Raw genomic sequence first — 19,865 nt, forward strand, 5'->3', positions numbered from 1 at the left:
GTACGAAGTACGACGCGTTGAAGGTAGGGAGGAGGTGTGTGTTTCGTCAATGCTTCTGACAAAGGAAGGTGAGGTTGCGGTAAAGACCGCCTAGACGGACCGGGTCTCCCCGACCCGGGCGGCGGCGGTCGGCCCGCCGAAGACCGCCGCGGCACGGGCGGTCGCCGCCTCGGGGGTGAGCGTGGGCCCGACATGCGTCACCAGCAACTGCCCCACACCGGCCGCGCGGGCCGTGTCGCCGACGTCCTCCGGTGTCAGATGAACCTGTTCGCCTTCGCGATGCGCGTCGATGTCGGCCTCACAGAGGAAGAGGTCGGCGCGGTGTGCGAGACCGGTGAGCGCGGCGCAGGGTCCGCTGTCACCGGAGTACGCGAGGGCGCGTCCGCCGGTCTCGACGCGCAGTCCGTAGGCCTCGACGTCGTGCTTGACCTCGTGCGCGGCGAGGAGCAGCTCGCCGTGCCGGGCGGTGTGGCCGTCGTACAGGGTCCGGAAGTCGAAGATCCCGCTCAGGAACCCGGCGTCCGGCCGCCCGAAGAACCCGGCGAGGCGCTGCGCGCAGCCGTCCGGGGCGTAGACGGGGATGGGGGCGTCCGGGGTGAGTCCGCCGTAGGCGAGCCCGTAGACGGCGGAGATCAGGTCGGCGTTGTGATCGGCGTGCAGATGGGAGATCCAGATGGCGCTGAGCCGTGCCGGATCGGTGTGCCGCTGCAACTCCGCGAAGGTCCCCGGCCCGGCGTCCACCCACACCTCGGCACCGCCACCGCGCACCAGATAGCCGGAGCAGGGCCGGTCCGGCCGCGGATGCGGGGAGGCGGTGCCGAGGACGGTGAGGGTGAGAGTGAGGGGCATGCGGGGAGCGTAGTTCGCCGCCCCGGGCCGCACCGCCCGCCGATCACGGCCTCGGCGACCACCCCGGGTCCCGCCCGCTCAGCCCCACCGCCCGGTCGAGCAGCGAGGCCTTTGCGGGGACCGGGACGATCGGGCCGAAGATCTCACCGCGGCCGGGGTCGTCGGCGGAGGCGAGGAGGAAGTCGTACGACGCCTGCAGTGCGGCGGGGTCAGGGACGTACGGCTGCCCGGTGGCACGGGCCAGGTCCCAGCCGTGGACCACCAGTTCGTCGACCGCGACCATGGCGGCGACCGCGCCCGGCAGGTCCACGCCGCCCGCGCGGGTCATGCCGGTCCACGCGGCCGGGTCGCGCCAGGCGTCGGCGAGTTCGTCGAGGACCTTGGGCAGTTCCTCGCGCCAGCCGGGGCCGATGTCGGGCACCGTGGCATCCGGATCGGTGTCGGTCGTGACGCCCAGGTCCTTGCGGCCGGCGTCGCGGAAGGCGACGGCCAGGCCGGTCAGGTGTCCCAGCAGGTTGCGCACCGCCATGTCCGGGCACGGTGTCGCGCCTTCGAGCTGCGCGTCGGACACTCCCTCCGCGAGACGCGCGACGATCCGGGTCTGCGGTCCGAGATCGAGAGGTGTCGGGTCGGTCATGTGCTGCTCCTCCGGGGTGCGAAGCCCTGCGGGTACGGACTCCTGCGGGTGCGGTCTCCTGGGGGTAGACCGGCAGCCCCCCGGAAACTCATCGCACCTCGGAAACCCGCACGCAGGCCGATGCCGGTCAGGGCCCAGAAGCCGAGGCCCCCGACGGGGCGCCGCCTGCTCATGACCCTTGCCGCCGGGCCGGCATCGCACCTCGGAAACCCGCACGCAGGCCGATGCCGGTCAGGGCCCAGGAACCGAGGCCCCCGACGGGGCGCCGCCTGCTCATGACCCTTGCCGCCGGGCCGGGTGCCGCACGCGCCCCAGCGGCATGACCGACGGGCCCCGACGGATTTCGGCCCGGCCCCCGCTCCCCCTACGGCACCTGCCCGATCCGGCCCCCGGCCTCAGCCGAGTCGGCGCTGGTGCCGGAGGCCCTGCTCAGAGTTCGCTGAACCCCGTGCGTACGGCGGCCAGGTCGTCGTCCGACGCCAGCCCCGCGTGATACAGCCGCAGTTCGGTGGCGCCGAGCTCCCGGGCCCGCACGGCGTCCGCGCGGACCGTGCCCGGGCTGCCGCCCATGCCCGAGACCATCCCGAGGTTGGCGGCGATGACGGCGCCCGCCCGCCGCTGCTGCGCGAAGGGCGTCAGCAGGCCGGGACCGCCCGCGCACGGCACGACCACGCCGTCCGCGACGGACAGGATGTGCGCGGGGTCGACGCCCGGGTTGGCACCGACGTGGTGGGTCTCGGGGTCGGCGTGCAGCAGCACCTGGAAGCCCTCGGGAGCGGCCGCGCGGACCGCGGCGACGGCCGCCTCCTGCAGCGTGCGGGCCCTCTCGTCGCGCCACGCGCGTGTGGCGGCCGCCGTCTCCTCCCCGAGGAGCTTCTCGACCCCCGCCCAGCCTCCGTCGTCGGGCGCGCCCTGCCACACCGGCTCCAGCGCGGCCCGAACGGCGGCGGCCAGCTCGTCGGCGTCCAGGCCCTGTCGGCCGTACCCCTCCCGGCAGGACGGGCAGAAGCACAGCGCCATCAGGTACTGGCCGGCGTCCCCGAGGCCGACCCCGCCGGTCTTGTCGTGGGCGTGCAGGTGCTGGAGTCCGTACCAGCCGAGGGACTCCAGCTCGGTGCCGGCAGCACCCGGGCGTACGGCGGCCTCGGCGGCCAGGTCCACGAGGTACGCGCGCGTGGCGGGCTGTGCGATGCAGGGGGCCCACGGGTAGCGGTCGCCGTAGGCGTTGACGACCGAGGTTCCCGGGTGTTCGGCGCCCAGGCGGGAGTTGTGCGCGAGGACCACCCAGGTGTGCACCTCGAGACCGGCCTGCGCGAGCGCGTCGGCGGCCTCGCCGAAGGCGTCCCCGGGAGCCCAGTCCCCGGCGGCGTACGGGCGCAGCTGTCGCCCCTGCCAACGGTCGTCCGTGGGATAGAGGACGGCCGCGTGCTCGGCGGTGACGATGCGGTGGCGCGGGTGGCGGGGGGTCAGGGCGCGGGTGGAGTGGTAGGCGGCCGCGAGGGTCACCTGCTGCACGCCGAGCGCGGCGACGCGTCCCGCGGCCTCCGGGTCGCCGTTGACATCCCAGGGGTAGACGAATGTCGACGCCTTCACTTGTTCTCCTCGAGGATCGCGTACCCACGCTCGATCACCTGAGCGAGCTGCTTGACATGATCCTCGCTCGGCTCGGTCAGCGGGGGCCGCACCTCCCCCACGTCGAGCCCGCGCAGCCGTACGCCGGCCTTGACGAGGGCGACGGCGTAGCCGCGGCCCTGGGCGCGCAGTTCGACGAAGGGCCGGTAGAAGCCGTCGAGGAGGCGGTGAGCGGTGGTGTCGTCGCCGGTCCTGTGGGCCTCGTAGAAGGCCTGGGCGATCTCGGGCGCGAAACAGAAGACGGCGGAGGAGTAGAGGGTGATGCCGAGGCCGCGGTAGGCGAGCTGGGTCTGCTCGGCGGTCGGCAGTCCGTTGAAGTAGAGGAAGCCGCCGGGGATCTCCGTGCGTACGGCGCTCACGATCCGCTGCATCAGGTCCAGGTCGCCGAGCCCGTCCTTGAAGCCGATGATCCCGTCCGTGCGGGCCAGCTCGACGACGCTCTCGGGGGTGAACACGGCGTTGTCGCGCTGGTAGACGATCACCGGCAGCGCGGTCGCCGCTGCCACCTCCCGGTAGTGCCGCAGCAGTCCCTCCTGCCCGGCGACCACCAGGTACGGCGGCATGGCGAGCAGCCCGTCCGCCCCGGCCGCCTCGGCGAGCCGCGCGTAGCGCACGGCGAGCGCGGTGCCGTATCCGGCGCCCGCGACGACCGGCACCCGGCCCGCCGTCTCCTCCACCGCCGCCCGCACGCACGCCTCGAACTCCTCGGGCGCGAGCGCGTGGAACTCCCCCGTGCCGCAGCACGCGAAGACGGCGGCGGCCCCGGCCTCCACCCCGCGGCGCACGTGCGCGCGGTAGACGTCGAGGTCGACGGAGCCGTCGGGGCCGTAGGCGGTGACGGGGAAGAACAGGGGCCCGCTCGGGATGCCGAGCCGGGCGGCGAGGGGGGCAGACGTCACGGGCTCTCCCTAGAACAGGCGCTCATGTTTATGATTTGCATCCATATTTATGAACGACTCCACCCTAAAGAGCCCCTTCAGCGCCGGTCAAGCGCGCAAACCCGCGTCGCAGAAGCGGATTTACCAGCTCCCCGCCATACTTGACGGGACGCGACACGGATCCCTAGCGTGTCCACGAATGTGAATGCTGTCCACGCATGCGCCTACCTGGTCACAGGCGGCGGACCCAAGGAGACCCGAGGATGCCCGCTCCCCGCACCGTTCTGCTCACCGGCGCAGCCGGTGGACTCGGCTCCCTGATGCAGAACCTGCTCCCGGCCTTCGGCTATGAACTGCGCCTGCTCGACCTGCGCCCCATCGACGGCGAGCCGGACGCGATCGCCGCGGACCTCGCCGACAAGGACGCGGTGCGCGAGGCCGTGCGGGGTGTCGACGCGATCATCCACCTCGCGGGCATCTCCCTGGAAGCCCCCTTCGAGAAGATCCTCGGCGCGAACATCGTGGGCACGTACAACCTGTACGAGGCCGCCCGCGAGGAGGGCATCGAGCGGATCGTCTTCGCCTCCTCCAACCACGCCGTCGGCTTCACCCCACGCCCCCATGGCGACACTCCGGTTGATCCGGACGCCCTCATCCCCATCGACACCCCGCACCGGCCGGACACCTTCTACGGCCTGTCCAAGGCCTTCGGCGAGGACCTCGCACAGTTCTACTGGGACAAGCACGGCATCGAGACCGTCTCCGTGCGCATCGGCTCCTGCTTCCCCGAGCCGACCAGCGTGCGCATGCTCTCGGTGTGGATGAGCCCCGCCGACGGCGCCCGCCTCTTCCACGCGGCCCTGACCGCCGAGGGCGTCGGGCACACCGTCGTCTACGGCTCCTCCGCCAACACGCGCCTGTGGTGGGACCTGACCACCGCGCGGGGCCTCGGCTACGAACCGCAGGACGACTCCGAGCCGTACGCCGAGAAGCTGATCGCCGAACAGGGCGAGCTGGACCCGGAGAACGTGGCGCACGCCTACCTGGGCGGCCACTTCGTGAGCGACCCGCCGATCTGGCCGTACTAGTACTTGCAGGCAACACACCACGGCGGGCGGGCACCGAACGGGCCCGCCCGCCGCCGTGTTCGGGCACCCGCGCTGCCCGGTCCCACGCGCCGACGCCCGGCACCGCAGGTCCGAGACGGGCGCGGCCGGCGGTGAACGGGCACACCCGGGCAGTATCGGGCCCCCAACAGACCTGGTCAGTGCCGCGCACCGGCTGTAGAACTTCCCCCATGGGCCGAACAGGGCCCGAACGGGCAGGGCGGCAGCACGGAGGCAGGTGTCGGCCATGAACATCAGGACGGCAGAAGAGCGTCAGCGGGAGATCGTGCGGGTCGCGCGCGCCACCGGCTCGGTCGACGTCACCGCGCTCGCCGCCGAGCTGGGCGTGGCCAAGGAGACCGTACGACGGGATCTGCGCGCCCTGGAGGACCACGGCCTGGTCCGCCGCACCCACGGCGGCGCCTATCCGGTGGAGAGCGCGGGCTTCGAGACGACGCTCGCGTTCCGCGCCACCAGCCACGTCCCCGAGAAGCGCCGGATCGCGGCCGCCGCGGCCGAACTGCTCGGGGACGCCGAGACGGTCTTCGTCGACGAGGGCTTCACCCCGCAGCTCATCGCCGAGGCACTGCCCAGGGACCGGCCGCTGACCGTGGTCACCGCGTCCCTGCCGGTCGCGGGCGCACTGGCCGAGGCCGACGGCATCTCCGTACTGCTGCTCGGCGGCCGGGTCCGCTCCGGCACCCTCGCCACCGTGGACCACTGGACGACGAAGATGCTGGCCGGCTTCGTCGTCGACCTCGCCTACATCGGCGCCAACGGCATCTCCCGCGAGCACGGCCTGACCACACCCGACCCCGCGGTCAGCGAGGTCAAGGCGCAGGCGATCCGGGCCGCGCGCCGCACGGTGTTCGCGGGCGTGCACAGCAAGTTCGGGGCGGTCAGCTTCTGCCGGTTCGCGGAGGTCGACGTACTGGAGACGATCGTGACGAGCACGCTGCTGCCGACGGCCGAGGCCCACCGCTACTCGCTGCTGGGACCACAGGTCATCCGCGTCTGAAATCCGACTCACCCCCTGCACAGGGTGCCTCCACACCCAGGTGTGCCCTTTATCTACCGAAACGTCCAGGAGCGATCCATGCGAACCCAGAGCCGACGACGGCCCTCGCGAGCCACGCTCGCCGCGGCCGCCGCAGGGACGCTGCTCGCCCCGCTGCTCTCCGGCTGTTGGGTCGGGGCAGGCGGGTCCGGTTCCGGCGGCAACTCCAACACCGTCAACGTACTGATGGTCAACAACCCGCAGATGGTGGAGCTGCAGAAACTCACCGCCGCGCACTTCACCGAGGAAACCGGCATCAAGGTCAACTTCACCGTCCTCCCCGAGAACGACGTCCGCGACAAGATCAGCCAGGACTTCGCCAACCAGGCCGGCCAGTACGACGTGGCCACCCTGTCCAACTACGAGATCCCGATCTACGCCCGCAACGGCTGGCTGCACGAGATGAACTCCTACGTCGCCAAGGACCCGGCGTACGACGAACAGGACGTCCTGAGGCCCATGCGCCAGTCACTGACCGGCGACGACGGCAAGCTCTACGGCCAGCCCTTCTACGGCGAGTCGTCCTTCCTGATGTACCGAAAGGACGTCTTCGAGAAGGAGGGTCTGACGATGCCCGCGCACCCCACCTGGACCCAGGTCGCCGACCTGGCGGCGAAGGTGGACGGGGCCGAGCCGGGCATGAACGGCATCTGTCTGCGCGGGCTGCCCGGCTGGGGCGAGGTGATGGCCCCGCTGACGACCGTCGTGAACACCTTCGGCGGCACCTGGTTCGACAAGGACTGGAAGGCGCGGCTCGACTCCCCCGAGTTCGAGAAGGCGGTGAAGTTCTATGTCGACCTGGTCCGCGAGCACGGCGAGTCCGGCGCCGCCCAGTCCGGCTTCGCCGAGTGTCTCAACAACATGACCCAGGGCAAGGTCGCCATGTGGTACGACGCCACCTCCGCGGCCGGTTCCCTGGAGGCGTCGAACTCCCCTGTCAAGGGCAAGCTCGGCTACGCCCCCGCCCCCGTCGAACGGACGAAGTCCGCCGGATGGCTCTACACCTGGGCCTGGGGCATCCAGGACGCGTCCCGGAACGCCGACAAGGCCTGGAAGTTCGTCTCCTGGGCGTCCAGCAAGCAGTACGAGCAGCTGGTCGGCGACGAGATCGGCTGGTCCAACGTGCCCGCCGGCAAGCGCGCGTCGACGTACACGAACCCCGCCTACGTCAAGGAGGCCGCCGCCTTCCAGGAGATGACCAAGGAGGCCATCGAGGGCGCCCGCCCCAACGACCCCGGCGTGCAGCCGCGCCCCGCGCCCGGCATCCAGTTCGTCGGCATCCCCGAGTTCACCGACCTCGGCACCAGGGTCTCCCAGGAGATCAGCGCGGCCATCGCCGGACGCCAGTCCGTCGAGTCGGCCCTGAAGAAGTCCCAGCAGATCGCCGAGCGGATCTCCGAGGAGTACGAGGGACGATGACCGCGACAACCACGGCTCCGATAGCCACCACACCTGTACACACCGTGCGGCGGCCCTCCGACCGCCTGCGCGCCTGGGCCACCCGGGGCCCGCTGCTCCCGGCCCTGATCTTCATGATCGCCGTGACCCAACTCCCGTTCGTGGCCACGGTGGTCATCTCCTTCTTCGACTGGAACTCCCTCTATCCCAAGGCCCGCCGCTTCACCGGCCTCGACAACTACCGGCAGGTGCTCACCGACGCCGACCTGCGCCACTCGATGTGGACGACGGTCCTGCTGACGGTCACGGTGGTCCTGGTCAGCCTGGTCCTGGGACTCGTCCTGGCGCTGCTCCTGGACCGCAGGTTCCGGGGCCGGGGCGTGGTGCGGACCCTGCTGATCGCGCCCTTCCTGGTGGTGCCGGTCGCGGCCGCCCTGCTCTGGAAGCATGTGCTCTACAACCCCGAATACGGCCTGTTCAACGGGTTGTTGCACTATGTGGGCGGTCCACAGCCCGACTGGATCTCCAACACCCCGCTGCTCGCGGTCGAGGCCTCCCTGGTCTGGCAGTGGACGCCGTTCATGATGCTGATCCTGCTGGCCGGCCTGCAGAGCCGCGACCAGCAGCAGATGGAAGCGGCGCGGGTGGACGGTGCCAGCGACTGGCAGATCTTCCGCCACCTGACCCTCCCGCACCTGCGCCGCTATCTCGAACTCGGCGCCCTGCTGGGCTCGATCTACATCGTCCAGAACTTCGACGCGGTCTTCACGATCACGTCCGGCGGCCTGGGCACCGCCAACCTCCCCTACACCGTGTACCAGAGCTTCTACCAGGCCCACGAGAACGGCCTCGCCTCGGCCGCGGGCGTCCTGGTGGTCATCGGCTCGATCATCATCGCGACCTTCGCCCTGCGCGTGGTGTCGTCGCTGTTCCGCGAGGAGGTGTCGCGCGCATGAGTGCCACGACCACGACCGTACGAGTCCGCCGCAAGGGTGCCGGTCTGGGCCTGGTGGCCTGGCTGGCCGGCATCGTCTTCTTCCTCCCCGTCGCGTGGATGGCACTGACCTCCTTCCACTCCGAGCAGGACGCGGCCACCAACCCGCCGTCCTTCACCGCCGCCCTCACCCTGGACGGCTACCGCGAGTTCTTCGGCACGGGCGGCGGCGCGAGCCCGTGGCCGGCGCTGATCAACTCGGTGGTGGCGTCGGTGGCGTCGACCCTGTTCGTCCTGCTGCTGGCCCTCCCGGCGGCGTACGCGCTGTCGATCCGTCCGGTGAAGAAGTGGACGGACGTCCTGTTCTTCTTCCTGTCGACGAAGATGCTGCCGGTGGTGGCGGGCCTGCTGCCGATCTACCTCTTCGCCAAGAACACCGGGATGCTCGACAACATCTGGCTCCTGGTCATCCTCTACACCTCCATGAACCTGCCGATCGCGGTCTGGATGATGCAGTCCTTCCTGGCCGAGGTCCCGGTGGCGATCATCGAGGCGGCGCGGGTGGACGGGGCGCGGCTGCCGACGATCCTCGCGCGCGTGGTGGCCCCCATCGCACTCCCCGGAATCGCCGCAACCGCCTTGATCTGCTTCATCTTCAGCTGGAACGAGCTGCTGTTCGCGCGCGTGCTGACCGGCGTGGTCGCCGAGACCGCCCCCGTCTTCCTGACCGGCTTCATCACCAGCCAGGGCCTGTTCCTGGCGAAGGTGTGCGCCGCGTCGCTCGTGATCTCCCTGCCGGTGCTCGCCGCGGGGTTCGCCGCCCAGGACAAACTGGTCCAGGGCCTGTCCTTGGGAGCCGTGAAATGAAGGCCGCCGTCATCGAGTCCGTGGGCCGTGCCGTCGTCGCCGAGGTCCCGGACCCGACGCCCGGGCCGCGCGAGGTCGTCGTCGAGGTCGCCGCGTGCGGGCTGTGCGGGACCGATCTGCACATCCTGCAGGGCGAGTTCGCGCCGAAGCTGCCGATCGTGCCCGGGCACGAGTTCGCGGGCGAGGTGGTCGGAGTCGGCACCCAGGTCACGGAGGTGTCGGTGGGCGACCGGGTCGCGGTGGACCCCTCGCTCTACTGCTACGAGTGCCGGTACTGCCGTACGGGCCACAACAACCTCTGCGAACGGTGGGCCGCGATCGGCGTCACCACCGCGGGCGGCGCGGCGCAGTACGCCGTGGCGCCGGTCGCGAACTGCGTGAAACTGCCCGAGCACGTCCGCACGCAGGACGCGGCACTGGTGGAGCCGCTGTCGTGCGCGGTGCGCGGCTACGACGTCCTCCAGTCCCGCCTCGGCGCCCACGTCCTGATCTACGGCTCCGGCACGATGGGCCTGATGATGCTGGAGCTCGCCAAGCGCACCGGGGCCGCGAGCGTGGACGTGGTGGACCTGAACCCGGCGCGGCTGGAGACGGCGCGACGGCTCGGCGTCTCCGGGTCGGCGGCGAACGCGGACGAGTTGGAGCGGCCGCAGGGCTGGGACGTCGTGGTCGACGCGACGGGCAACGCGGCGGCGATCCAGGACGGACTGGAGCGCGTCGCCAAGGCCGGTACGTTCCTGCAGTTCGGCGTCGCCGACTACGCGACCCGCGTGACGATCGACCCGTACCGCATCTACAACCAGGAGATCACCATCACCGGGTCGATGGCGGTACTGCACAGCTTCGAGCGGGCGGCCGAACTGTTCGCGAACGGCGTGCTCGACCCGGACGTGTTCATCAGCGACCGCATCCCGCTGGAGCAGTACCCGCAGGCGCTGGAGCAGTTCGCGGCGGGGGTGGGCCGGAAGATCGTGGTGGTGCCGTAGGGAACGGATGTGCGGTTGATGCCGCACAACCCTTCAGGGGCGTCGGGAGTCTCCCTCCCGGCGCCCCTTTCTCTTTGGGCGCTGCACGCCTCACCGACCTCGTTCGCCTCACATCTTCACGAAGGACGGCACAAGACCACTATGGGTAGACCTCGATACCTCTGGGGCGCGGCCGCCACGGCCGTCGCCGGGCTCTCCGCAGTACTCGTCCTTCAGGGAGGACCCGGCGAGTCCGCCGACAGCACGGAGGGCGACGGCAAGCCGGGCCCGGTCACCAGCAAGTCCCGTACGGTCGCGCTGCCGACGGCCGAGCGCGGCACCCGCGCGGCTCTGAAGCAGCAGGACACCAAGCCGTTCAGCATGCTCGGCATCACCTGGTCCGACCCCTCGGCCCGGGTCACGGGCAGCATCGAGGCGCGCACCCGGGCCACCGACGGCGGACAGTGGTCCAAGTGGCTGCGGCTGGACGGCGACAGCGGGCAGGACGAGAGCACGGCCCGGCGCGGCGGGACCGAACCGGCGTGGGTGGGGCCCTCCGACGGCGTGGAAGTACGGGTCACCGCGGACGGACGCACCTCCGACAAGCTCCCCGCCGGACTGCGGCTGGACATGATCGACCCCGGGGAGACCGCCAAGGGCGGGATGGAGCCGGCGGCCTTCGCCGCCGACCCGACCGAGGACCCCACGGCGACGGCCGGCTCGAGCGAGCCCACGGCTTCGGACACCACGGCGAGCGCGACCGCGACCACCGAGCCCAGCGATTCGCCGGCCCCGACGACACCGGCTCCCACGACGTCGGCCCCGACGAGCACCACCCCGACGCCGACCGGGACGACGTCCACGTCCGCGAGCCCGAGCGCCACGGCGCCCCCTGCCCCGCCGTCCACCGCGCCCCGCCCCGCGATCACCTCGCGGGCCGGCTGGGGCGCGGACGAGTCGATCAGCCCCGAGGAGCCGGGCTATCTCCCGGGCGGGAAGATCAAGGCGGTGGTGGTCCACCACACCGCCGAGAACAACGACTACACCTGCGCCCAGGCCCCGGCCGTCGTACGCGGCATCTACACGTATCACGTCACCAGCCTGGACCTGCAGTGGAAGGACATCGGCTACAACTTCCTCGTCGACAAGTGCGGCACCGTCTACGAGGGCCGCAAGGGCGGCGTCGACCGGCCCGTCATGGGCGCCCACGCCTACGGCTTCAACTCCGAGACCACCGGCATCTCGGTCCTCGGCACCTACACGGACGTGGCGCCGAGCCAGGCCGCCATGGTCTCGGTCGCCAAGATCGCCGCCTGGAAGCTCGGCCAGTACGGCGTCGACCCCAACGGCACCACGACCCTCACCGCGGGTGCGGCCGGCACCAACTACTTCCGCAAGTCCTGGGCTCAGGGCGCGCAGTTGAGCTTCCCGACCGTCCACGGTCACCGTGACGGCTACAACACCCAGTGCCCCGGCGACTCGCTCTACGCCAAGCTGCCCACCATCCGCGGCTGGGCGGCCGGTCCCGTCACCGGCCTGACGGTCAAGTCCGTCAGCGGCGGTGTCTCCGGCACGACGTACTACACGAAGGCCGGCGTCACCGTGGGCTGGGCGGCCACCACCCCGTCGACGCTGATCTCGAAGTACGAACTGCTCGTCGACGGCAAGACCGCGGCCACGGCCGCGGGCAGCGCCACCTCCGCGAAGGCCACCCTGGCGGTGGGCTCCCACAAGGTGCAGGTGCGCGCCACCCACCAGTCGGGCAAGACCGTCACGTCCACGGCCGCCACGGTCGTCGCGGAGACGACCGCCCCCACGTTCACCACCAAGCCGAACCTCGCCCTGCGCGCCGGCACGGTGAACACCACGGCCGTTCCGCTGAAGCTGAGCTGGAAGGCCACCGACACCGCCGCGCTGAAGCAGGTCAGGCTGACCGCGCCGGTCGCCGCGACGTACGGCCCGACGGCGACCACCGCGAACCACACGGCCAAGTCCGGCGTGGCGACCGCCTGGTCCATGACCGCCTCCGACCAGGCGGGCAACACCGCCACGGCGTCCGTCTCCGGCACGCCGGTCATCCTCCAGGAGACCTCGGCCGTCAAGGCGGGCACGTGGACGAGCAAGTCCTCCACCAGCTACCTGGGCGGCAAGTCGTACTCCAGCTCCTCGAAGAACGCCTCACTGACGTGGACGTTCACCGGCCGCTCGGTCGCCTGGACGGTGTCCCGGGCCACCACCTCCGGCCAGGCGTACGTCTACGTCGACGGCACGAAGACGGCGACCGTCGACCTGAAGTCGGCGAGCACGAAGTACCGCGACGCGATCTGGACCAAGAGCTGGGCCGGCAGCGCCAAGCACACCGTCAAGATCGTGGTCGTCGGCACCTCGGGACGCCCGACCGTCACCACGGACGGCATCGTGTACCTCAAGTAGGTCCCTGATCCGTCACCCGGGGGCAGGCCTCTTCGCCAGGTCCGGTCCCCGGGTGACGGGCACCCGACCCGATTGGCCTCGGGTAAGGGAACGGTAAAACGCCCTCGCTCGTTCAAGGGGGCATGACAGCTATGACCCCCGGCTCGAACATCCCTCTGTCCGCCGCCCGCGTGACGGTGGACGTCGCCGCTCCGGTGCGGCTCGACGTATCGGGCCTGCTGCTCACCGCCGACGGCAAGGTGCGCTCCGACGACGACTTCATCTTCTACAACCAGGCCACCGGGCCCGGCGTGACCTACCGCTCGGGCGGCGGTACGGCCCCGGACGCGATCGTGGTCGACACCAGCGCCGTCCCCCCCGGCATCGAGAAGATCGTCGTCACCGCCAGCCCGGACGCGGCCGGCCAGACCTTCCAGGGCATCGAGCCGACGGCCACCATCCGCAACGCGGACGACAACAGCGTCCTGGCCACGTTCACGCCCCCGCAGCTCGGCACCGAGACCGCCCTGGTCATCGTCGAGGTCTATCTGCGCAACGGCGCCTGGAAGGCCCGCGCGGTCGGCCAGGGCTACGCCAACGGCCTGGCCGGCATCGCCACCGACTTCGGCGTCTCGGTCGAGGAGCCCGCCGCGCCGGCCCAGCCCGTCGCCCCGCCGGCGCCGACCCTGCAGACGCCCGTCACCCCGCCGGCCCCGCCGCTGGACCCGCGCGTCAGCACGCCCCCGCCGCCGGCCGCTCCCCCGGCCCCGCCCGCCGCCGCCCCCGGCACCGGGAAGATCAACCTCGACAAGGGCCGGGTCAGCCTCCAGAAGAACCAGACCGTCTCCCTGGTCAAGGGCGGCCGGCCGCTGCTGTCCCAGGTCAAGATGGGCCTCGGCTGGGAGCCGGCGTTCCGCGGCAAGGACATCGACCTGGACGCCTCGGTCATCGCCTACGGCCCGCAGCGCAACCACATCGACAGCTGCTACTTCGGCAAGCTGTCCATCGTGGGCGGCGCGATCAAGCACTCCGGCGACAACCTCACCGGTGAGGGCGGCGGCGACGACGAGGTGATCGTCGTCGACCTCGGCCGGCTCCCGCAGGAGGTCACGGGTCTGGTCTTCACCGTCAACTCCTTCTCCGGCCAGAAGTTCACCGAGGTCGCCAAGGCGTACTGCCGCCTCCTGGACGCCGCGAGCGGCGAGGAGCTCGTCCGCTTCGACCTCACCGGCGCCGAGGCGCAGACCGGCGTGCTCATGGCCAAGCTGATCAAGCAGTTCTCCGGCGAGTGGGAGATGACGGCGATGGGCGACTTCGTGAAGGCCCGCACGGTCCGGAACATGGTGAAGCCGGGCGCACAGTCGCTGTAGTCTCCGGTCCGGCTTCGGGGGCGCCCCCTCGTCGGGGCGCCCGCCGCCTCACGTCCCCGGCCGCAGTCCCTCGGTCAGCAGCGCCAGGTACCGCCGGATCGCCTTGCCCTCGCCGTCCGCCAGCTCCGACGCCGTGGCCACCCCGTGCGCGAGCCGCAGCACCTCGATCGGCTCGACGTCCGGCCGCAGGGTGCCCTCCCGCTGTGCCGCCTCCACCAGCCGCGTCGCCGCCGACGTCATCGCGCCGGCGCACAGCGTGACCGCGACCGGGCTCCCGTCCGTGACGGCCGAGCCGAGCAACGCCTTCAGCCCGCGGACCTGGATCATCCCGGCACCGAGCTCGTTCAGCCACTCCACCAGCGCCTCACCCGGCGGCAGTTGCGCGGCGAACTCGTCCGCGCGCGCGGCGATCGCCTCGACGCGGTCGACGTAGGCCGCCTCCAGCAACGCCTGACGCGTCGGGAAGTGCCGGTACAGCGTGCCGGATCCGACCCCCGCCCGCTTGGCGATGTCGTCGAGCGAGGCACCCTCCCCGTGCTCGGCGAAGGCCTGGGCCGCCACCTCGAGCAACCGCTCGTAGTTGCGACGGGCATCCGCGCGCATGGGTCTGACCCGCGTCATCCAGCACCTCCTCGCAAAACCGGGGGCTCTCCCCGTATCTTACGAGCAAGCACGAGGGCCCGTCCGGCGGTCATGCCGGACGGGCCCTTGTGACGACGTGCCGACCGTGTCAGTCCCGGGCCGACGCCGGCTCCGGGCGTCGGCCGCCGGGGTGGTGCTGCGCTGTGTGCGCCGCGAAATGCCCACGCCGGCAAGGCACAACGCACCTCCGGCCAACGCCAGTGCCGACGGAAACTCGCCCAGCGTGGGCCAGGCCAGCACCACGGTGATGGCCGGGACGATGTACGTCACCGCTCCCAGACGGGCCCGCCGGCATGTGCGACAGGGCGTACGACCAGGTCCAGAAGGCCAGCGCGGTCGGAAGGACTCCCAGGTACAGCACTCCCGCCCAGGTCCCGGCCGAGGCGTCCCCGAGGTCGTCGACGAGCTGACCCGCGAAGGGCAGACAGGCGACGGCACCGATCGCGCCGGCGTAGGCGGTGACCTGCAACGGCGAGGCATGACCCAGCGCGGGCTTCTGGAAGATCACGCCCACCGCGTGTCCCGCCGACGCGGCCAGGCAGAGCAGTACGCCGATGACGGCGGTGTCGCCGCCGCCGCTGGACGCCCCGGCCAGCGCCGCACCGACGAAGGCCACCGCGAGACCGGCGAGCAGCGGACGCGGGAAGCCCTCCTTCAGCAGGAACCCGGCGAGCAGCGCCACCACGAGCGGGCCGCTGCCGACGAGGAGGGCGGCCGTTCCGGCGTCCGTGTGCTGCTCACCCCAGTTGAGCGCCACCATGTACAGCCCGAACCAGAAGACGCCCATGCCGGCGATCCCGGGCCACGCGGCGCGCGCCGGCAGGCCTTCGCGCCGGACCGCCACCAGGGCGAGCAGCAGGACGGCGCCCACGAGCAGGCGGCCCAGGGCGAGCGGGCCGGGGCGCACGCTCTCGCCGATGTGCCGGATCGCCACGAACGCCGAGGCTTACAGGACCATGGTGAGCACCGCGGCGACCGTCGCGGAGACGGGGATCTTCGCGACGGCGGGCGGGCTCGCCGCGACAGGGGCCGCCGGGGCGGCAGGGGTTGACGTCTCACTCTGGGCCATCGGGCACCTCCGTGTTCCCTCCGCGCAGGACGCGGCGGAGGATCTTTCCTGTGCTGTTGCGCGGCAGTGCCTCGACGAACTCGACGTCCTCGGGGACCTTGTACCAGGTCAGCGCGGCCTCGGCGGTCGCGCGGATCGTCTTCGCCAGGCGGTCGCCGTGGGCCCGGCCTCAGCGTGGTACGCGAACCGTCCGTGGTGGCGACGCCGTGGCACACGCTCACCGGGGCGTGGAGTGAGGCACGGCCCTTCGACGGCCGCTACGACCACGCCGGCGCACGCTCTGCCTCCGCCCTGATCGACGAATCCATTCTGCGCATGCTGCTGAACGGCCTCGAGGACAAGGTGATCGCCCGCCGCCTCGACATCTCCCTGCGCACCTGCCAGCGGCGCATCGCGGACCTCATGGACGCCCTCGGCGCCAGGACCCGCCTCCAGGCCGGCTACGTGCTCGGCCGACGCCTGCGGTCCGGTGAGCGACAGGCCGCGTAGCGCGGGACGCGAGAGCCCCTTCCCGCGGTGCGCGAAGGGGCTCTGCCGTCACGTGTCACCTCGGACGCGGACGGTGCCGGAGCACGAACTCGACCAAGCCGCCGGGGTGGTACGGCTAGAACAGCGCGCTGTACGCGTTCAGCGCGGGCTGCCCGCCGAGGTGCGCGTAGAGCACGGTGGAGTCCCGGGCGATCTCCCCGCGCGCCACCAGGTCCACCATCCCGGCCATCGACTTCCCCTCGTACACGGGGTCGGTGACCATCCCCTCGGTGCGGGCCGCGAGCCGCATCGCGTCCAGCGTCATCTCGTCGGGGATTCCGTACGTGCCCGCGTGATAGCGGTCGTCCAGCTCCACGTCCGCTTCCGTCAACTCCGCCTGTACACCGATGAGTCGCCCGGTGTTGTGGGCGATCCGGGCGATCTGCTCCCGGGTGCGGACGGGCGCCGCCGACGCGTCGACGCCGATCACGCGCCGCGGCCGCCCACCCGCCTCCTCCAGCGCCCGGAACCCGGCGACCATGCCGGCCTGGGTGGACCCGGTCACCGAGCACACCACGACGGTGTCGAAGAAGACGCCCGACTCCCGCTCCTGCTCGGCGACTTCGTACGCCCAGCCGGCGAAGCCCAGGCCGCCGTACGGGTGGTCGGAGGCGCCGGCCGGAATGGCGTACGGCTTGCCGCCGGCCTCCTCGACCTCCCTGAGCGCCTCCTCCCAGCTCTCCTTGAACCCGATCCCGAAGCCGGCCTTCACCAGTCGTACGTCGGCTCCGGCCAGCCGGCTGATCAGGATGTTGCCGACCTTGTCGTACACGGAGTCGGGCCACTCGACCCAACTCTCCTGCACGAGAACGCACTTGAGCCCGGCGCGGGCGGCGCAGGCGGCGACCTGACGGGTGTGGTTGGACTGCACCCCGCCGATGGAGACGAGGGTGTCGCACCCCTTCGCGAGTGCGTCGGCGATCAGGTACTCCAGTTTGCGCGTCTTGTTGCCGCCGTACGCGACACCGGAGTTGCAGTCCTCCCGCTTGGCCCACAGGGCGGCGCCGCCGAGGTGTGCCGTGAGCCGCTCCAGGGGGTGCACGGGGGACGGCCCGAAGAGCAGGGGGTAGCGGTCGTAGGAAGAAAGGGACATGGGTCCTCCCGGGGTCGGGATCAGTCGCTGTCGGCGAGTTCGGCCAGGCCTCGCCAGATCTCCGCGGTGACACGGACCGCTTCGTCCACGTCCGAGGCCGCACAGGACTCGATCAGCCGGTCGTGCAGACCGGCCGAACGGCAGTTGCCGCCCTCGCCGAAGCGTCGTCGCTCCAGGCGGCGGATGAGGGGGGTGTAGCGGGCCGCGGTGGCGGCGGCCGCCCGATTGCCGCTGACGCGGACGAGGACGTCGTGCAGTTCGTCGTCGGCGCGCAGGGCGGTGTCCACGTCACCGGCGCGGACGGCGGCCGCGAACCGCTCGTTGGCCGCGCGCATCGCCTCGACGTCCGCGGCGAACAGCCGGGGCACGGCGACCCGCGTGACCAGCTCGTGCATGGCGCCGACCACGGCGGCGGCATCCCGTACGTCGGCGGCCACCACCGGGGTCACCCGGGTGTAGCTCTGCGGCTTGCTCTCCAGCAGACCCTCGTCGACCAGCCGCGAGAACGCCTCCCGCACCGGCGCCCGGGACAACCCGAGCCGGTCGGCGAGGTCGGCGTCCCGCACCACCGCGCCGGGTTCGATCTCCCCGGCGACGATGGCGTCCCTGATGGCTTCGTAGGCGCGGTCCCTGAGCAGGGTGCGCGGCACGGGTCGAATGGCTTCCACAAACTGAAATGTTAGATGTCAACCATCGGTGCGGCAAGAGGCCACAAAGAAGAGGGGCCCGCACCGAAGTGCGGGCCCCTTCGCGAGGGAGCGTCAGGCAGCCCAGGGCCAGTCCGCGTCCCGAGCCGCCTCGAGCAGCGGCACCATGCGGAAAGCCGCGTCCGAGAGGCCGCCGAAGGTGTGCCGGTTCGCCTTGCCCGACGGGCCGTGGCCCGCCCGGTACCCGGCCAGGTTCCAGGTGTAGACCGGCACGTCGGCCGGGACCTGCTCGGTCGGATCGCCGTAGTGGCTGAAGGCGTACTGCTCGTCGGTGACGATCAGCACCCGGTGGTGCTTCCGGTAGTGCCGGCGCACCGCAGCCGTGGTGTCGGTGCCGCCCAGGTCGCCGAAGCGGCCGAGGACCTTCAGCACCGACTCGCCCGTACGGAACGGCACCTCGTTGCTGCTCGTGCCGAACTCGACGAGATCCGCGTCCGCCGCCCGCAGCGCGAGCGCCGTACCGAAGATCGCCGCCGCGTCGGCCCGGGTGAGCTCCGAACGGTCCGACAGCCGCGAGTAGAACATCGAGCCCGAACGGTCGACGAGGATCAGTGTCCGCCCGGGCAGCGCGGGCACCCGGGCCAGCGAGTGGCCGAGCGCCTGCTCCAGCGGGTACGACCAGCGCAGCGACGGCGCGTGCTGGTACGCGGCGAGGTACCGGAACGGGAACTGCCGCGAGCGCGCCACCTCGGCCGGGTCACTGATGCGCGCGGCCACCCGGGCCGCCACCTCGTCGGACACGCCGGCCTGGTCGAAGTTCCGCAGGTTCCGTACGAGGGCCATCGCGCCCATCGAGGGAATCACGGCCTCCCAGGCAGCCTTGTCCATCGGCCCCTGCAGCCAGCCCGCCAGCGCCTCCCACGTCATCCCGGCCGCCGCGAGCCGTTCGGCACCGCCGTCCGAGGTGGCGACCGCGCGTCGCTCCTCGACCGGCAGCGCCATCAGCTCGCGGTGGGCGGTCAGGACACGGTCGGACGCGGGTGGCACGGCGGTGTCCGGGTGGTGCCGGCGGTCGAGGGCGTACTGGAACAGCTCGCCCTGCCACGACTTGCCCGGGTCCGGGGCCGCGTGCACGAGGTTGAGGATGTCGCCGAAGCGGTAGCCCTTGGAGGCGGTGTCGTACTTCAGCAGCGACTTGCCGCTGTAGAGACGTCGTACGGCGTCGGCGATACCGCGCTTGACCGGCTTGGGGACGTTGCGACCGTACGTGGCGGTCCAGTACGCGAGCAGCTCACCGGGCTCGTCGGGCCGCTGCAGCACGGAGTCGACGACCTGCCGGTTGGACGGGCCCTCGGTCACGCCCGCGTCCAGGCGTGCCTTCACGTACTCGGCGGCGCCCACGACCGCCGCCGTGCGGAGGTTGCCCTCGCCGCGCAGCCAGCCGAGCAGGCCGGCGGTCCACGCCGGATCGGTGACGGCGAGCTCGCCGAGGAGACGCGCGAAGCGGTCGTCGCGGGCGGCGCCGGTCTCGTAGAAGGTCTGCTGCGACACGAAGTGGGAGACGGCGAGCAGGAAGAGTTCGGAGCGGGCGTCGCGCTCGCGGCCTCGGCCGCCCTCGAAGGTACGGAGTACCCGGCCCGTCGAGGTGACGCGCGAGGTGGGCTGCGCCTTGGTGCCCTTGGTGTTGAAGCGTGCCATGGTGAATTCCCCCGAATTCCTTGGTGTTCCGGAGGAAGGCACAGCAAAAGGTGGATGCCCGAGATCAAAGTCGACGACGGTAC

18 protein-coding genes and 1 pseudogene are annotated in these 19,865 nt (G+C 71.6%); 9 read left to right on the forward strand and 10 right to left on the reverse strand.

Features of this window, described 5'->3' with window-relative positions:
* Window positions 1-90: 90 nt before the first annotated feature.
* The 4 genes from ACFWWR_RS21130 to ACFWWR_RS21145 all read right to left on the reverse strand — a co-directional run bounded on the left by ACFWWR_RS21130 (window position 91) and on the right by ACFWWR_RS21145 (window position 4,017).
* Complete coding sequence (locus tag ACFWWR_RS21130) at window positions 91-849, reverse strand: MBL fold metallo-hydrolase (RefSeq protein WP_383865179.1); 759 nt, start codon at window positions 847-849, stop codon at window positions 91-93.
* A gap of 43 nt (window positions 850-892) precedes the next feature.
* Entirely contained in the window at window positions 893-1,486 is a 594-nt protein-coding gene (locus ACFWWR_RS21135) for a TIGR03086 family metal-binding protein (RefSeq protein WP_383865177.1), read from the reverse strand.
* Window positions 1,487-1,915: 429 nt separating this feature from the next.
* Window positions 1,916-3,079, reverse strand: coding sequence for a hypothetical protein (locus tag ACFWWR_RS21140; protein ID WP_384304736.1), 1,164 nt, complete (start codon window positions 3,077-3,079; stop codon window positions 1,916-1,918).
* The gene (locus ACFWWR_RS21145; RefSeq protein WP_383865173.1) at window positions 3,076-4,017 is read right to left on the reverse strand and encodes a 5-dehydro-4-deoxyglucarate dehydratase; all 942 of its coding nucleotides are present in this window, start codon (window positions 4,015-4,017) and stop codon (window positions 3,076-3,078) included. Before ACFWWR_RS21145 ends, ACFWWR_RS21140 begins: the two co-directional genes overlap by 4 nt.
* 242 nt (window positions 4,018-4,259) lie before the next feature.
* Here ACFWWR_RS21145 and ACFWWR_RS21150 point away from each other — a divergent pair, with 242 nt between their 5' ends.
* The 8 genes from ACFWWR_RS21150 (at window position 4,260) to ACFWWR_RS21185 (ending at window position 14,105) form a co-directional block, all read left to right on the forward strand.
* Complete coding sequence (locus ACFWWR_RS21150; protein WP_383865171.1) at window positions 4,260-5,084, forward strand: NAD-dependent epimerase/dehydratase family protein; 825 nt, start codon at window positions 4,260-4,262, stop codon at window positions 5,082-5,084.
* 265 nt (window positions 5,085-5,349) lie between these two features.
* Complete coding sequence (locus ACFWWR_RS21155) at window positions 5,350-6,120, forward strand: DeoR/GlpR family DNA-binding transcription regulator (protein ID WP_384304739.1); 771 nt, start codon at window positions 5,350-5,352, stop codon at window positions 6,118-6,120.
* Between the two features lie 78 nt (window positions 6,121-6,198).
* On the forward strand, window positions 6,199-7,578 hold the full coding sequence (locus tag ACFWWR_RS21160) for an ABC transporter substrate-binding protein (protein ID WP_383865167.1): 1,380 nt from the start codon (window positions 6,199-6,201) through the stop codon (window positions 7,576-7,578).
* Entirely contained in the window at window positions 7,575-8,513 is a 939-nt protein-coding gene (locus ACFWWR_RS21165) for a carbohydrate ABC transporter permease (RefSeq protein WP_383865165.1), read from the forward strand. Before ACFWWR_RS21160 ends, ACFWWR_RS21165 begins: the two co-directional genes overlap by 4 nt.
* Window positions 8,510-9,358, forward strand: a complete 849-nt coding sequence (locus tag ACFWWR_RS21170; protein WP_383865163.1) for a carbohydrate ABC transporter permease — start codon at window positions 8,510-8,512, stop codon at window positions 9,356-9,358. Before ACFWWR_RS21165 ends, ACFWWR_RS21170 begins: the two co-directional genes overlap by 4 nt.
* On the forward strand, window positions 9,355-10,344 hold the full coding sequence (locus ACFWWR_RS21175; protein WP_383865161.1) for a zinc-dependent alcohol dehydrogenase family protein: 990 nt from the start codon (window positions 9,355-9,357) through the stop codon (window positions 10,342-10,344). Before ACFWWR_RS21170 ends, ACFWWR_RS21175 begins: the two co-directional genes overlap by 4 nt.
* Before the next feature lie 141 nt (window positions 10,345-10,485).
* Window positions 10,486-12,756 carry a peptidoglycan recognition protein gene (locus ACFWWR_RS21180; protein WP_384304741.1) on the forward strand — a complete coding sequence of 757 codons (2,271 nt, stop codon included), beginning with the start codon at window positions 10,486-10,488 and terminating at the stop codon, window positions 12,754-12,756.
* A 131-nt stretch (window positions 12,757-12,887) separates the two neighbouring features.
* Entirely contained in the window at window positions 12,888-14,105 is a 1,218-nt protein-coding gene (locus ACFWWR_RS21185; protein ID WP_383865308.1) for a TerD family protein, read from the forward strand.
* A gap of 48 nt (window positions 14,106-14,153) precedes the next feature.
* On the opposite strand, the gene ACFWWR_RS21190 is transcribed toward ACFWWR_RS21185, so the two are convergent.
* From ACFWWR_RS21190 to ACFWWR_RS21200, 3 genes and pseudogenes are all read right to left on the reverse strand, one after another.
* Window positions 14,154-14,726 carry a TetR/AcrR family transcriptional regulator gene (locus ACFWWR_RS21190; RefSeq protein WP_384304744.1) on the reverse strand — a complete coding sequence of 191 codons (573 nt, stop codon included), beginning with the start codon at window positions 14,724-14,726 and terminating at the stop codon, window positions 14,154-14,156.
* Between the two features lie 39 nt (window positions 14,727-14,765).
* Window positions 14,766-15,681 (reverse strand): annotated as a pseudogene (locus tag ACFWWR_RS21195) (DMT family transporter).
* 12 nt (window positions 15,682-15,693) lie between these two features.
* Window positions 15,694-15,816: a hypothetical protein gene (locus tag ACFWWR_RS21200; RefSeq protein ID WP_384304747.1), complete on the reverse strand. Its 123-nt coding sequence runs from the start codon at window positions 15,814-15,816 to the stop codon at window positions 15,694-15,696.
* Between the two features lie 192 nt (window positions 15,817-16,008).
* Here ACFWWR_RS21200 and ACFWWR_RS21205 point away from each other — a divergent pair, with 192 nt between their 5' ends.
* Window positions 16,009-16,305, forward strand: a complete 297-nt coding sequence (locus ACFWWR_RS21205; protein WP_384304750.1) for a LuxR C-terminal-related transcriptional regulator — start codon at window positions 16,009-16,011, stop codon at window positions 16,303-16,305.
* Between the two features lie 115 nt (window positions 16,306-16,420).
* On the opposite strand, the gene ACFWWR_RS21210 is transcribed toward ACFWWR_RS21205, so the two are convergent.
* From ACFWWR_RS21210 to ACFWWR_RS21220, 3 genes are all read right to left on the reverse strand, one after another.
* Window positions 16,421-17,437, reverse strand: a complete 1,017-nt coding sequence (locus ACFWWR_RS21210; RefSeq protein ID WP_384304752.1) for a 1-aminocyclopropane-1-carboxylate deaminase — start codon at window positions 17,435-17,437, stop codon at window positions 16,421-16,423.
* A gap of 20 nt (window positions 17,438-17,457) precedes the next feature.
* Window positions 17,458-18,105, reverse strand: a complete 648-nt coding sequence (locus ACFWWR_RS21215; protein WP_384304755.1) for a GntR family transcriptional regulator — start codon at window positions 18,103-18,105, stop codon at window positions 17,458-17,460.
* Window positions 18,106-18,198: 93 nt separating this feature from the next.
* Window positions 18,199-19,782 carry a TROVE domain-containing protein gene (locus ACFWWR_RS21220; protein ID WP_383865150.1) on the reverse strand — a complete coding sequence of 528 codons (1,584 nt, stop codon included), beginning with the start codon at window positions 19,780-19,782 and terminating at the stop codon, window positions 18,199-18,201.
* Between the last annotated feature and the right edge of the window lie 83 nt (window positions 19,783-19,865).

This window comes from Streptomyces sp. NPDC058678, assembly GCF_042714835.1.
In the GTDB taxonomy this organism is placed as follows: Bacteria; Actinomycetota; Actinomycetes; order Streptomycetales; family Streptomycetaceae; genus Streptomyces.

Bases quoted from the DNA above. Each gene is read 5' to 3' on its own strand.
- ACFWWR_RS21130 (WP_383865179.1), bottom strand. From the start codon at position 849: ATGCCCCTCACTCTCACCCTCACCGTCCTCGGCACCGCCTCCCCGCAT.
- ACFWWR_RS21135 (WP_383865177.1), bottom strand. From the start codon at position 1,486: ATGACCGACCCGACACCTCTCGATCTCGGACCGCAGACCCGGATCGTC.
- ACFWWR_RS21150 (WP_383865171.1), top strand. From the start codon at position 4,260: ATGCCCGCTCCCCGCACCGTTCTGCTCACCGGCGCAGCCGGTGGACTC.
- ACFWWR_RS21155 (WP_384304739.1), top strand. From the start codon at position 5,350: ATGAACATCAGGACGGCAGAAGAGCGTCAGCGGGAGATCGTGCGGGTC.
- ACFWWR_RS21160 (WP_383865167.1), top strand. From the start codon at position 6,199: ATGCGAACCCAGAGCCGACGACGGCCCTCGCGAGCCACGCTCGCCGCG.
- ACFWWR_RS21165 (WP_383865165.1), top strand. From the start codon at position 7,575: ATGACCGCGACAACCACGGCTCCGATAGCCACCACACCTGTACACACC.
- ACFWWR_RS21170 (WP_383865163.1), top strand. From the start codon at position 8,510: ATGAGTGCCACGACCACGACCGTACGAGTCCGCCGCAAGGGTGCCGGT.
- ACFWWR_RS21175 (WP_383865161.1), top strand. From the start codon at position 9,355: ATGAAGGCCGCCGTCATCGAGTCCGTGGGCCGTGCCGTCGTCGCCGAG.
- ACFWWR_RS21180 (WP_384304741.1), top strand. From the start codon at position 10,486: ATGGGTAGACCTCGATACCTCTGGGGCGCGGCCGCCACGGCCGTCGCC.
- ACFWWR_RS21185 (WP_383865308.1), top strand. From the start codon at position 12,888: ATGACCCCCGGCTCGAACATCCCTCTGTCCGCCGCCCGCGTGACGGTG.
- ACFWWR_RS21190 (WP_384304744.1), bottom strand. From the start codon at position 14,726: ATGACGCGGGTCAGACCCATGCGCGCGGATGCCCGTCGCAACTACGAG.
- ACFWWR_RS21200 (WP_384304747.1), bottom strand. From the start codon at position 15,816: ATGGCCCAGAGTGAGACGTCAACCCCTGCCGCCCCGGCGGCCCCTGTC.
- ACFWWR_RS21210 (WP_384304752.1), bottom strand. From the start codon at position 17,437: ATGTCCCTTTCTTCCTACGACCGCTACCCCCTGCTCTTCGGGCCGTCC.
- ACFWWR_RS21220 (WP_383865150.1), bottom strand. From the start codon at position 19,782: ATGGCACGCTTCAACACCAAGGGCACCAAGGCGCAGCCCACCTCGCGC.